The 13,065-nt window shown below is 65.1% G+C and carries 13 protein-coding genes; 2 read left to right on the top strand and 11 right to left on the bottom strand.

The window, feature by feature from the left end; all coding sequences use genetic code 11:
• Positions 1–49: 49 nt before the first annotated feature.
• The 6 genes from HV773_RS17250 to HV773_RS17225 all read right to left on the bottom strand — a co-directional run bounded on the left by HV773_RS17250 (position 50) and on the right by HV773_RS17225 (position 6,004).
• Positions 50–958 carry a LysR family transcriptional regulator gene (locus HV773_RS17250; RefSeq protein ID WP_175195852.1) on the bottom strand — a complete coding sequence of 303 codons (909 nt, stop codon included), beginning with the start codon at positions 956–958 and terminating at the stop codon, positions 50–52.
• Positions 959–1,106: 148 nt separating this feature from the next.
• Positions 1,107–1,490 (bottom strand): VOC family protein, encoded by a 384-nt coding sequence (locus HV773_RS17245; RefSeq protein ID WP_175195850.1) that lies wholly within the window; start codon positions 1,488–1,490, stop codon positions 1,107–1,109.
• 10 nt (positions 1,491–1,500) lie between these two features.
• Complete coding sequence (locus tag HV773_RS17240; RefSeq protein ID WP_175195849.1) at positions 1,501–2,469, bottom strand: hydroxymethylglutaryl-CoA lyase; 969 nt, start codon at positions 2,467–2,469, stop codon at positions 1,501–1,503.
• Positions 2,470–2,484: 15 nt separating this feature from the next.
• Complete coding sequence (locus HV773_RS17235; RefSeq protein ID WP_175195847.1) at positions 2,485–3,675, bottom strand: CaiB/BaiF CoA transferase family protein; 1,191 nt, start codon at positions 3,673–3,675, stop codon at positions 2,485–2,487.
• A gap of 161 nt (positions 3,676–3,836) precedes the next feature.
• Entirely contained in the window at positions 3,837–4,082 is a 246-nt protein-coding gene (locus HV773_RS17230) for a hypothetical protein (protein ID WP_175195845.1), read from the bottom strand.
• A 284-nt stretch (positions 4,083–4,366) separates the two neighbouring features.
• A complete protein-coding gene (locus HV773_RS17225; protein ID WP_175195843.1) occupies positions 4,367–6,004 on the bottom strand; it encodes a gamma-glutamyltransferase family protein in 1,638 nt (545 codons plus the stop codon).
• A 113-nt stretch (positions 6,005–6,117) separates the two neighbouring features.
• Here HV773_RS17225 and HV773_RS17220 point away from each other — a divergent pair, with 113 nt between their 5' ends.
• On the top strand, positions 6,118–7,002 hold the full coding sequence (locus tag HV773_RS17220) for a LysR family transcriptional regulator (RefSeq protein WP_175195841.1): 885 nt from the start codon (positions 6,118–6,120) through the stop codon (positions 7,000–7,002).
• 203 nt (positions 7,003–7,205) lie between these two features.
• A complete protein-coding gene (locus tag HV773_RS17215) occupies positions 7,206–8,591 on the top strand; it encodes a purine-cytosine permease family protein (protein WP_246282322.1) in 1,386 nt (461 codons plus the stop codon).
• Positions 8,592–8,690: 99 nt separating this feature from the next.
• On the opposite strand, the gene hutG is transcribed toward HV773_RS17215, so the two are convergent.
• The 5 genes from hutG to HV773_RS17190 all read right to left on the bottom strand — a co-directional run.
• Positions 8,691–9,500: an N-formylglutamate deformylase gene (hutG, locus tag HV773_RS17210; protein ID WP_175195837.1), complete on the bottom strand. Its 810-nt coding sequence runs from the start codon at positions 9,498–9,500 to the stop codon at positions 8,691–8,693.
• A gap of 50 nt (positions 9,501–9,550) precedes the next feature.
• Positions 9,551–10,951 (bottom strand): formimidoylglutamate deiminase, encoded by a 1,401-nt coding sequence (locus tag HV773_RS17205; protein WP_175195835.1) that lies wholly within the window; start codon positions 10,949–10,951, stop codon positions 9,551–9,553.
• A 35-nt stretch (positions 10,952–10,986) separates the two neighbouring features.
• Positions 10,987–12,213, bottom strand: coding sequence for an imidazolonepropionase (gene hutI / locus HV773_RS17200; protein WP_175195832.1), 1,227 nt, complete (start codon positions 12,211–12,213; stop codon positions 10,987–10,989).
• A gap of 36 nt (positions 12,214–12,249) precedes the next feature.
• Entirely contained in the window at positions 12,250–12,951 is a 702-nt protein-coding gene (locus HV773_RS17195) for a HutD/Ves family protein (RefSeq protein ID WP_175195830.1), read from the bottom strand.
• On the bottom strand, positions 12,948–13,065 hold a 118-nt coding region (locus HV773_RS17190; RefSeq protein WP_175195828.1), incomplete at its 5' end, for a hypothetical protein. The genes HV773_RS17190 and HV773_RS17195, both read right to left, overlap by 4 nt.

Here is a 13,065-nt window from a genome sequence, read left to right as displayed (position 1 = left end):
CATCATGGGCCGCGCGCCGCGCTTCGCGCGGCCGCGGCCTTCGTGTGCGTCAGGGGCTTCCGGCACGCTCCGACATGTAATCGAACAGACTCAAGATATCGGAGCTTGGCGCACTGCCCGCCTTCACCCCGACCCACAGTGTGCGCATCGCCCACGCGTCGCTGAGTTTCACTTTGGAAACACCGATCTTGCCGCGCTCGCCGCTCACCGAATCACGCGGCAAGACGCCAATGCCGAGCCCGGCCTCGATCATGCGGCACACGCCGTCGAAGTTCGAGGCCTGAATGCGCAGCTTGAGCGAGCGCTCCACGGCGAACGCCGCGTCGGTCATGCGCGCGAGCAGCGAGCTGCCGTCGCTCAGGCCCACATAGTCTTCGTCGAGCGTATCCGCGAAACGGATGATCTCCTGCTGCGCGAAACGATGCCCCTGCGGCACGAGCAACACCAGTTCGTCGCGCCGGTACAGGCGCCGCTCGATGCCCAGCGCCGGTACGTTGTCCGCGAACACGCCGATGTCGGCCTTGCCCGAGCCGAGCGCATCCACGATCTCGTGGCTCAAGCGCTCTTCGAGACTCACCTTGATGCCAGGATGTCCGTTGAGGAAACCCGCGAGATCGACGGGCAGGAACTGCACGATCGCCGACGTATTGGCCCACATCCGAACATGCCCGCGCACGCCGGCCGCGTAGTCGCCCATCTCGTTGGCCATGCGGTTGACCTGGTCGATGACGCGGCTCGCATGATCGAGCAATGCGAGCCCGGCCGGGGTCATCTCCACGCCGCGCGCGCGGCGGATGAAGAGCGCGCAGTCCGTGACGCTTTCGAGCTCCGCGATTCGTTTGCTGACTGCCGAAAGCGTGAGCTGACCATGCTCGGCCGCCTTGGTCAGACTGCCATGCTCCGCGACGAGCAGAAAGACCCGCAGCGACTGCAGATCGAAGTGAAGCGGATTGACCATGGTGTAAACGCTGGAAGAAAGCGGTTTGAAGAGGCCATTGTGCGGCATTCACGACACGCACGAAAGAAAAAGACGCGCACACGGCGCGTCTTTCTGCGAGCAAACGAAAAACGCAATTCCCCGATCGGAAACACCGCGTGGCGGATCGTCAGATCAGCTCCGAGATCTCGATGAGATTCAAATCGGGGTCGCGCACATAGACCGAGCGTATCTTCTGCGTCGCACCCGTGCGCTCGACGGGCCCCTCGACGATCGGCCAGTCGAACTTGCGCAGATGCGCGATCACGTCATCGAGCGGCACCGCTGCAATGAAGCACAGATCGAGCGCGCCCGGCGCCGGCACATGCGCCTTCGGCTCGAATTCGGCGCCGCGCACGTGCAGATTGATCTTCTGGTTGCCGAAACGAAACGCGATCCGGCCCGCGCCGAAGGTCTCGAGTTGCATCTGCAACACCTCGGTGTAGAACTGCTTTGTGGCCTCGGGGTCCACGCAGGTCACCACCAGATGGTCGAGGTGATCGATCAGTGCCATGCTCCGCTCCTCAAGAAAATGTGCGCTGCGCCGGTATATCCTGCGTGCCCGGCACACCGGCGGGCAGCGGATGAAGATCCGAGCGGCGGCCGGCCTTGAGAATCTGGCTCGGCACGTCGTGTCCGATCAGCGCCGGAAGGCGCGCAGCGGCCTCCAGTACCGCAGCAAGATCCACGCCCGTATCGTAGCCATCGAGTTCGAGCATGTGGACGAGTTCTTCGGTACAGACATTGCCGGTCGCGCCCGGTGCGTAGGGGCATCCACCCAGGCCGCCAAGCGATGCGTCGAAGCGCACGATGCCCGCATCGAGCGCGGCAAGCGTGTTCGCCAGCGCCATGCCGCGCGTATTGTGGAAATGCAGCGTGAGATCCAGGGCGCCGAATGCTTCACTCGCGCGCGCGCACAGCGCGCGAACCTGGGCCGGATGCGCCATGCCCGTCGTGTCGCAGAGGGTGAAGCCGTTCACGCCCAACTCCGCGAAACGCTGCATCCATTCGAGCACGGTTGCGGTGGGCACGTCGCCCTCCATCGGACACCCCATCGCCGTGGAAAGCGACACGTTGATGGCCACGCCGGTGCCGCGCACGGCACCGATCACATCGGCTAGTTGTGCGAACGATTGCTCGCGCGTCATGCGCAGATTCGAGCGATTGTGGCCCTCGCTCACCGACATCACGAGATTCACCTCGCCGACGTTGCACGAGAGCGCGCGCTCCGCGCCGCGCACGTTGGGCACCAGCACTGTGTACACGACGCCCGGTGCCCGCGCGATGCCATGCATCACCGCCTCGGCGTCGCGCAGCGCCGGTATCGCTCTCGGCGAAGTGAACGAGGTCACCTCGATCTTCGCGTAGCCGCATGCACTCAGTCTGTCGATAAGCGCGATCTTGTCGTCGGTGTCGATAAACGCAGCTTCGTTCTGGAAACCATCGCGCGTGGCGACTTCGTTGAGATACAGTCTTTTCGTCTGTTTCGTCATGACATTCGCCTCTGTTCAGATCACCCCGCGCGCGCGCCATGCGTCGCGCGTGGCTGCATCCACACCTATGGACTCGAGCACCGCGTCCGTGTGCGCGCCGAGCGTGGGCGCGCTGTGCTCGATGACGCCGGGCGTGGCGTTCAGTTTCGGCACGATGCCGGGGACGCTGACCGGCGTGCCGTCAGGCAGCGTATCCTCGACGATCATCTCGCGCGCATGGTAGTGCGGGTCGGCCGCGATGTCCGCCACGTCGTAGATGCGTCCAGCCGGAATGCGTGCTTCATTGAGCGCGGCCAGCACCTCGTCGAGCGTGTGGCGCGCGCACCAGTCGCCAATTGCGGCGTCGATGCGCTCGACCTGCGCAACGCGCCCGTCGTTCCGCGCGAGCGCCGGGTCGTTGCCGAGGTCCGGGCGCTCGATCAACTCCATCAGGCGACGGTAGATGCTGTCACCGTTGCCGGCAATCAGTGCGTACTTGCCGTCGCTGCAGCGATACGCGTTGCTCGGCGCAATGCCTGGCAGGCTGCTGCCGGCGGGCTGGCGCACCGTACCGAAGACCGAAAACTCGGGCAGCAGGCTCTCCATCATGTTGAACACGGACTCGTAGAGCGCCACGTCCACGACCTGCCCCTTGCCGCCTTGCTGCTCGCGATGGCGCAAGGCAAGCAGCACGCCAATCACGCCATGGAGCGCCGAAAGCGAATCGCCAATCGAAATGCCCACGCGCACCGGCGTACGCCCCGTCTCGCCGCTCAGGTGGCGCAGCCCGCCCATCGCCTCGGCCACCACGCCGAAGCCTGGCCGGTCGCGATAAGGGCCGGTCTGTCCGTAGCCGGACACGCGCAGCATGATCAGCCCCGGATTAATCGCGCTGAGCGCCTCCCAGCCGAGCCCCCAGCCTTCGAGCGTGCCGGGGCGGAAATTCTCGATCAGCACATCCGTTTCCGATACGAGACGACGGATCACATCCTGCCCTTCGGGCGAGCGCAGGTCGAGCGTGAGCGACTGTTTGTTGCGCGACTGCGCGGCCCACCAGACCGAAGTGCCCTCGTGCAGCAGGCGCCATTTGCGCAACGGGTCGCCCGTGCCCGGAGGCTCGACCTTGATAACGCTCGCGCCGAATTCGGCGAGCATTTTCCCCGCGAACGGGCCTGCAATGAGTTGCCCGAGTTCCAGAACGCGGATGCCGGTGAGCGGACGTGACATGACTGTCTCCAAAAGTTTCGACTCTGGAGGTCATGATGAAGCGGATCCTGCGCGTTGAAAATCGACGCTTGCTCAATCTGGCTTGATCAAATGGAAAGGGTGGGCAGCCTGCTAGCGTGGCGCATGGCGCGAGCCGTGGCGCATGGCGCGAGCCGTGGCGCTCACGCCATCGCCGGCTGCGCGGCGAACCATTCGTCGACGGATTGGCGCGCCTTGTGCTCCACCATGCTGACCACCATCAGCACGTCGATCTTGAGTTTGGGAAATGCAAGCTCCATGCAAGGCAAGGCGACGTCGCGCGCCTCACCTTCCACGCCCTTGATCTCCGCGCGGCACAGCCATTGCGTGTCCGTCGCATCCGCTTTCGTGTCGATATTGATTTGAAAGCCCCGATATTCGATCGTCATACCCTCTCCACTACCTGTCAAAACGTAAGCATTTTGTCGCCCGATTGCGACAAGGACCGCGAATATAGCACTGCTTCGCAGTCGTTTCAGCGATGTGGACAGTCGAGGTGCGAACAGAACTTCCGGGCTGCGTTCAACGAACGCGCGATGGCTGGCGAACTGCCAGCTCGCGTAATATTGTTCTATTGATTTGTTCTACTCAGCAATCCGGTCCGGCCGGATGCCAGCGTTCCATCACGGGCCGGCTGCGTTGCGCACGCAGCCGGCCCGGCGCTACCCTGCGATCAGAACCCCGCAGCCAGTCCGTCGCGGCGCGAATCGCTCGCCGCCACGTAGCCACGCTCGGGGTCGTTGCGATCGAGTTTCCAGATGAACTGGCCGGAGCCGAAGTCCATATACGGATCGTCGATGCTCTTGATCTCGTGACCACGCGCGGCGAGTTCCTTTGCAACCTGCGCGTCGAGCGTCGATTCGATATCGACCGAGAAATCGCGATTCACCTTCCAGCGCGGCGCATCGCATGCGGCCTGCGGCTGCTGGCCGTAGTCGAGCATGCGCACGACCGTCTGCAAATGGCCTTGCGGCTGCATGTCGCCACCCATCACGCCGAAGCTCATGACCGCCTCTTCGCGGCCCTCCACCTGCTGCGTGAGGAACCCCGGAATGATGGTGTGGAACGGCCGCTTGCCGCCTTCGACGACGTTGCACGAGACCGGGTCCATCGAGAACCCGCAGCCGCGATTCTGCAGCGCGATGCCCGTTCCCGGCACCACCACGCCCGAGCCAAAGCCCATGTAGTTCGACTGGATGAAGCTCACCATCATGCCGCGCTCGTCGACGGCGGACAGATAGATCGTGCCGCCCGCTCGCGGCATGCCGAAGTCGAATTGCGTAGCGCGCTTCGGGTCGATGAGTTTCGCGCGCGACTTGAGATACGCGTCGTCGAGCATCTGCTCGGGCGTGACATCCATCGAGCGCGGATCGGCCACATAGCGATAGACATCGGCGAACGCGAGCTTCATGGCCTCGATCTGCAGATGCTGCGATTCGATGCCGTCGCGCGGCAGCGACGCCACATCGAACTGCTCGAGTATGCCCAGCGCGATGAGCGCGGCGATGCCCTGGCCGTTGGGCGGAATCTCGTGCACGCGATAGCCGCGGTATCCCTTCGAAATCGGCGCCACCCAATCCGCGCGATAGTTGCGCAGGTCGTCGAGCGTGAGCGCCGCACCGCCCTCGCGCGCGGACGCGGCAATGCGCTCGGCGATTTCACCCTCGTAAAAGGCGCGCGGACCGAGTTCGGCGAGCCGCCGCAGCGTGGCCGCGTGGCCCGGAAGACGCACGCGCTCGCTTACCTCGGGCGCGCGGCCGCGCGGCATGAAGGTCTCGGCAAAACCGGGCTGATCGCGCAATTCGGGAATGGCCGCCTGCCACTTGTGCGCGACGATCGAAGCGAGCGCGTAACCGCGCTCGGCGATCTCGATCGCGGGCGCCATCAGATCGGCAAACGGCAGCGAGCCGAACTTCGCGTGCAGCGCTTCCCAGCCCGCAATCACGCCAGGCACCGTGACGGTGTCCCAGCCGCGTTTGGGCTGCATCGCCAGACCGTTTTCCTCGCCGTATTTGCGGCGGAAGTAATCGGGGTTCCAGGCGGCCGGGGCGGTGCCCGAGGCGTTCAGGCCGTGCAACTCCGCGCCGTCCCAGACGAGTGCGAAGGCGTCGCCGCCCAGGCCGCACGACACCGGCTCGACCACCGTGATGGCCGCCGCCGCCGCGATCGCGGCGTCCACGGCGTTGCCGCCCTTCCAGAGCATGCGCAGACCCGCCTGCGCGGCGAGCGGATGCGAGGTCGAGACGATGTTGCGGGCGAACACCGGCAGGCGCGGCGTCGGATAAGGGTTCTGCCAGTCAAAGCGTGTCATGGCGGTATCGATCGGAAAGATTGAAAGGGTTGGAATGCCGATGTATCGATTATCTTGAAGGCTCGCACAAAAAAATATTAATATTTTGTTTTCGATACTTAAATTTTTCTTCCATGCTCTCCCTGCGCATGTTGCGTACCTTGCACGCCGTGGCCCGTAGCGGCTCGTTCGCCCTCGCGGCGGAACGGACCGCGCTCACGCAGGCGGCCGTGAGCCTGCAGATGCGCGGGCTCGAAGAGGCGCTGGGTCGGCAGATCTTTGACCGCCGCGCGCGCCAGGTCGCGTTGACGCGCGAGGGCCGGGAAATCTGCGCGAAGGTCGAGCGCATTCTCGAACTGATCGACGAGTTGCCGGCCCGCCCCGAGGACACGATCCACGGCTCGGTCATCGTCGGCGCCGTGGTGTCGGTGATCGGCGCGCTCTCGCTCGCCGTCGCGCATCTAAAGACCGAACATCCCGAACTCGAAGTGCGGCTCACCTCGGCGCGCTCCACGGAACTCGCGCGCATGGTGGAAGAAGGCGACGTCGATCTCGCCGTCGTGGTCGGCAATGCGGACGGCGCGCTGCACGAATCGCTCGCATGGACGCCGCTTTATGAAGAGCCGCTCATGCTGGTAACGAGCCGCGCCATGGCGGGCAGCGAGGTGCTCAACGGCGAGCGCGGCGAGGTGCGCCGCATTCTGCGCGAACGCAGCTTCCTGCGCTTCGATCGCCGCGTGCCGACAGGCGCCGTGATCGACGAAGCCTTGCGCACGCTCGGCATCAAACCGCAGGAATATCTCGAACTCAATTCCATCGAAACCATCGTCTCGCTGGTGCGCAACGACGTGGGCGTGAGCGTGCTGCCCGTGCTCCACAACGGCCACTGGCACGACGATCCCAACCTGCGGCTGATTCCGCTGTGCAATCCGCCGTTCATGCGCACCGTGGGCATGATTCACCGTAAGTCGAACAAGCGCACGCTGCTGTTCAACACGCTGGCGGAAATGCTGCGCTGACCCCATCACCAGCGCTGTTTCCACGAATCGAAACAGGGGACGGCGCGCACGGGTAATCCCCAATTTTCCGAAAGTTGTCTATACAAGATGATCGGATAATCTCATCGTCCGCCCACGTTGGCGCGATGCCTCGTTATCGCTATCGGAGCCAATCCTTGGGCACTCCCGAATCCACCGCCAAGCTCGGGCCGGAAGGCCGCAAATTGCTGGAAACGCGCTCGATCGACTACATTCCCGACGCGGAACGGCACGGCAGCCTGTTCAGCCAGTTCACGCTGTGGCTGTCGGCCAATCTGCAGGTCACTGCGATTATCACGGGCGCGCTGGCCGTGGTGCTCGGCGGCGACGTGTTCTGGTCGCTCATCGCGCTGTTGATCGGGCAACTCGTGGGCGGCACGGTCATGGCGCTGCACGGCGCGCAGGGCCCGCAACTCGGCCTGCCCCAGATGATTTCCAGCCGCGTGCAGTTCGGCGTGTACGGCGCAGCCATTCCCATCGTGCTCGTGTGCATCATGTACGTGGGCTTTTCGGCAAGCGGCACGGTCCTCGCGGGCCAGGCGACCGCCCAGTTGCTCAATGTTTCCGATACGACCGGAATTTGCCTGTTCGCGGCGTTGATCGTCGTGCTGACGATTCTCGGCTATCGTTCGATTCACTTCGTGGGCCGCATTGCGAGCGTGATCGGCGTGCTGGCGTTTGTCTACATGTTCGCGCAGCTTTTCACGCATCATGACGTCGGCGCCCTGCTCGCCAACCGCCATTTCTCGATGGCGAGCTTCCTGCTTTCCATGTCGCTATCCGCTTCGTGGCAAATCGCTTTCGGCCCTTATGTCGCGGACTATTCGCGCTATCTGCCGCGCTCGACTTCGCCTGCGAAAACGTTTCTGGCAGTGGGCCTCGGTTCGGTGATCGGCGCGCAGGCCGCCATGGTGTTCGGCGTATTCGCAGCGGCGCTCGCCGGACATGCATTCGCGCATCACGAAGTGGCGTACATCGTTGGCCTCGGGGCGAGCGGCGCGGTCGCGGCGATGCTGTACTTCAGCATCGCGTTCGGCAAGCTCACCGTCACCACCCTCAACGCCTACGGCAGTTTCATGTCGATGGCGACGGTCGTGAGCGCGTTTCGCGCGAAGCGCGCGATTTCCACGCGCCATCGCTTCGTCTATATCGTCGGCATGGTGGGCATCTCGACGCTGGTCGCACTCGCCGGGCGCCATTCGTTCCTCAAGGAATTCACGGCGTTCATCCTGTTCCTGCTGGCCTTTTTCACGCCCTGGAGCGCGATCAATCTCGTCGATTTTTATTGCTTCACGCAATCGCGCTACGACGTGCCCGCACTCTCCAACCCTAACGGGCGTTATGGCCGCTGGAACGTGAAGGCCATTGCCATCTACGCGCTCGGTATCGTCGTGCAATTGCCCTTCATGTCCACGAGCCTCTATACGGGCCCGTTCGTGGATGCGCTGGGCGGCACCGATATTTCGTGGATCCTCGGGCTCATCGTGCCGGGCGTGGTCTACTACATCGCCATGCGGCGCGCACCGCCGGCCATTCCCGATCGCTTGATCCTGCCGGTCGAGCGCGGCTGAAGCGCAACTGAGTATTGAGTTTCCGAAAAGAAAAAACCGGCTCTGGATCCATGACCCAGAGCCGGTTTTCGTTGCGTGCGCGTTTCGTCTGTTTCGTCTTCAGGCCGTCGCGGCGTTCAGCGCCTTCACCGCGTCGAGCGCGCCCCCCACCATCTCGCGCAACGCCGGCTCGACCTTGTCGGCCAGCGCCGGCGCGTAGTCGAACGGAGCGTGCTCGTTCATATAGGTGGACTGGCACATTTCGAGTTGAACCGCATGCACGCCGTCGACCGGCGCGCCGAAATGGCGCGTGATATAGCCGCCCTTGAAGCGCCCGTTCCCCACCCACGTGTATCCGCTGCCTGCTGCCGCCTGCTCGACGCGCGCCTGCACTGATGCATGCGCGGTGCGGCCTTCCTGCGTGCCGATATTCAGGTCGGGCAGCTTGTCTTCGAACAGTCTCGGCAACACGCTCGCAATCGAGTGCGCTTCCCAGAGCAGCACGTTCGCATGCTGCCCGCGCAGGCGCTGCAATTCGGCGTGCAGCGCATCGTGATACGGCTGCCAGTACGCGGCCACGCGGCGCTGACGCTCGGCAGCGTCGGGCGCGCAACCGTCACGGTAGAGCGGCTCGCCACGGAACGTTTCGGTCGGGCACAGCGACGTGGTGGTTTGGCCCGGATACAGGCTCTCGTCATTCGGCGGGCGGTTCAGGTCAATCACATAGCGCGAGACGCGCGCGCCCAGAATCGTCGCGCCCAGCGACTTCGCGAAAGCGTAGAGGCGATCGAGATGCCAGTCGGTATCGGCGAGGCTCAGGGCAACATCCGTATATTGGCCGCGCAGCGACTCGGGGATGGACGTGCCCAGGTGCGGGATCGAAACGAGCAGTGGCGCGTCGCCGCGCTCGAGGGTGTAGAGATCGGTCATGAGTCGGTCCGTTCAATGGATTACGGCGCACGTTGCCGTGCGCCCTGCGTTCATGCGTCGGCCAGCAGGCGCGCAAGCGTCTTACGATAGTCCGCGTAAAGGCGCTCTTCCGCGCGATGACGCCGGCCTTCGACCACTTTCTCGCCCGCCGTGTAGACATCGAGCACGGGCGTTTCGCCGTGTTCGCAGAACACGACCGAAGAGAGCCACGTTTGCGGCGTCTTTTCCGCGAGATCGGGATGCTGCGGATCGAGCACGATCCAGTCGGCGCGTGCGCCCACTTCGAGCGCGCCCACCGCGCGGCCTGCCGCACGCGCGCCGCCCGCGAGCGCGGCGGCAAACAGCCGGTCCGCCACATTCGCCGTTTGCGGAGCAGCCAGTACGTTGCGCTCGCGCCGCACGAGACGCTGCCCGTATTCAAGCAAACGCAATTCCGCGCGCCAATCCACGCCGATATGGCTGTCCGAGCCGACGCCGAACACGCCCTGCGCGTCGAGATAATCGTGCGCCGGGAAAATGCCGTCGCCGAGATTCGCCTCGGTGGTCAGGCACAGCCCCGCCACCGCGCCGCTCTTCGCGAGCGCCTGGGTCTCCTGCGCGTCCACATGCGTGGCGTGCACGAGGCACCAGCGCGCATTCACGTCGAAACGGTCGAGCAGCCATTGCACCGGGCGCGCGCCTTCGGTCTCGACGCATGCGTCGACTTCGGCGGTTTGCTCGGCAATATGGATATGCACGGGCGCGCCCGGCAGCGCTGCATCGAGACCCTCGAGCAGCGTGCGCAGCGACGCCTGCGAAACCGCGCGCAACGAATGCGGCGCCACGCCGTAGCGCAATGCGCCATGCTCGGGCCGTTCGCCGCGCACGGCCTCGATGATCGAGAGCAGTTGCTCAGGCGTATTAATGAAGCGGCGCTGATCGTCGCGCGGCGCGCGCGAGCCAAAACCGCTGTACTGATAGAGCACGGGCAGCATGGTCATGCCCACACCGGTTTCACTCGCGGCGTCGACCACGCGTTGCGCAAGCTCGGCCGGGTTGGCGTAGCGTTGCCCGTCATGCGCGTGATGCACGTAGTGGAATTCGCAGACCGACGTATAGCCGGACTTGAGCATTTCCACATAGAGCCAGCGCGCAATCGCGCCGAGATCGTCCGGCGTGATGCGCGCAGCGAAGCGGTACATCAGATCGCGCCAGCTCCAGAAGCTATCGGTGGGGTTCGCACGATATTCGGTAAGGCCGGCCATCGCACGCTGGAACGCGTGCGAATGAAGATTAGGCATGCCTGGCATAACCGGGCCTGCCGCCAGCGCCACGCCCGCGGGCGCGGCGGGCAGATCGGCCTGGACGCGTTGGAGGTTGCCCGCCGCATCCCATTCGAGCAGCACGTTGCGGCGCCACCCTTGCGGCAGCCAGGCATGCGCCGCGAACAGCGCGCGTGAGTTGGAATTCATGTTCGATGCCTGCTTCAAGCGTTCAATTCATGCGTTCAATGCGTATTCGAGCGACGCTCGAATACGGTCTTGCCGCCGCGCACGACGCGCGCGCAAAGCGGCCGGCCGATCCAGTAAGCGAGTTCCGCGAGCGATTGCACGTCCCACACCGCGAAGTCCGCCGGACGGCCTTCGGCGATCGCGCCGTGGCGTTCGGCGTCGCCGAGCGCACGCGCCGCGTGTTGCGTCACGCCCTGCAGCACCTCGGGCACGGTCATGCGGAACAGCGTGGTCGCCATGTTCATCATGAGCAGCAGCGAAGTCGTGGGCGACGTGCCCGGATTGCTGTCCGTCGAAATCGCGATCGGCACCTCGTAGCGGCGCAGCAATTCGAGCGGCGGCAATTGCGTTTCGCGAATGAAATAGTACGCGCCCGGCAGCAGCACGGCGACGCTGCCCGCGGCTTTCATCGCCGCCACGCCGGCTTCGTCGAGAAACTCCAGATGGTCCGACGACAACGCGCCATAGCGCGCGGCCAGCGCCGCGCCGCCGCTGTTCGACAATTGCTCGGCGTGCATCTTGACCGGCAGATTGCGGCGCGCGGCGGCTTCGAACACGCGCTCGCTCTGCGCGATCGAGAAGCCGATGCGTTCGCAGAAAACGTCCACGGCATCCACGAGGCCTTCGTCGGCCAGCGCGGGCAGCATGCGCTCGCACACTTCGTCGATATAGTCGTCGGCGCGGCCGGCGAATTCGGGCGGCAACGCATGCGCGCCGAGGAAGGTCGTGCGCACCGTGACCGGATAGCGCTCGCCGAGCTGGCGCGCGACGCGCAGCATCTTGCGCTCGGCGGCAAGTTCAAGGCCATAGCCCGATTTGATCTCGACGGCCGTGACGCCTTCGGAGAGCAGCGGCTCGAGGCGCGCGGCCGATTGCGCGTAGAGCTCGGCTTCGCTCGCGGCGCGCGTCGCGCGCACCGTCGAGACGATGCCGCCGCCGTTGCGCGCGATCTCTTCGTAGCTCACGCCCGCAAGGCGCTGCGCGAATTCATCGGCGCGCGTGCCGCCGTACACGAGGTGCGTGTGGCAATCCACGAGGCCCGGGGTCACCCACGCGCCCTTGAGGTCTTCGCGCGGCCACTGCGCGAATTGCGCCGGCAACGACGCTGCCGCGCCCTGCCACGCGATCTTGCCGTTCTCGACGGCGATGGCCGCGTCTTCGATGGTGTGCCGCGGGTCGCCCTGCGGGCACAGCTTCAGGTGATGCCAGACAGTCTGGTTCATGGAGATTGCGCGGCGCTGCGAAGCGCCGCGTCGCTATCAGGTTCTCGAAGGTTCTCGATCCGCGTGCGCGTTCACGATGTCCAGTGCGATGGCGAGCAATGCGCCCTCACCTTGCGTTTCGATGCGAGCCGCGCGCGCGGTGGCATTCGCGGCACCGGCCAGGTCGATGCGCAGCGTGTCGCCGGCCACGAGCGTCGTGGCTTCGCCGCCATTCACGCGCACCAACGCTACGCCCTGTGCGCAATAGAGCAGCACGGTGTCGGCCTCGATGCGGCGCGCCACATTCTCGCGCCACACTTCGAACGACGCGCGCGCCACGTCGCGGCGCACCATCAGGTTGAAGTCGCGCGTGGGTCCGTCGACGAGGCGCGCATCGATCGGCGCTTCGCCGTCGAAACGCGCGACGTCGAGCGCTTGCGTCAGCGTATGCGTGCGCACGAGCGCGCCGCCAGAGGGCGACATCTCGTCGAGCACCATGCCGGCGCCTTCTAGCAGCACCAGCGTGCGCGCCACGCCGTCGAAACGCGAAAACGGGCCGGCCTGGGCGACGTCCGCGACGCTCACGCGCCATGCGAACCCGTCCGCGGCCTGACCCGGCAACGCACCTGGCAAATGCCCGAGCGCGATCTCGCGCGTGACGCCGCCGCCGTTCTTCCACGGCGACGCCACGAGATCCACGCCGCGCAGCAGCGTAAGCTGCGCGGCGCCCGCTTCGTCTACTTCGCGGGCGATACTCATCGACCCAGCATCGGCAGCTTGAGCCCGGCTTCACGCGCCGTCTGCTGCGCAAGCTCGTAGCCCGCATCCGCATGACGCATCACGCCCGTCGCCGGATCGTTCAGCAGCACACGG

The organism is Paraburkholderia caffeinitolerans (assembly GCF_902859945.1).
Classification (GTDB): Bacteria; Pseudomonadota; Gammaproteobacteria; order Burkholderiales; family Burkholderiaceae; genus Paraburkholderia; species Paraburkholderia caffeinitolerans.
Note: the sequence above shows the minus strand (reverse complement) of the source record. Positions and strands in the feature narration are given on the sequence as shown.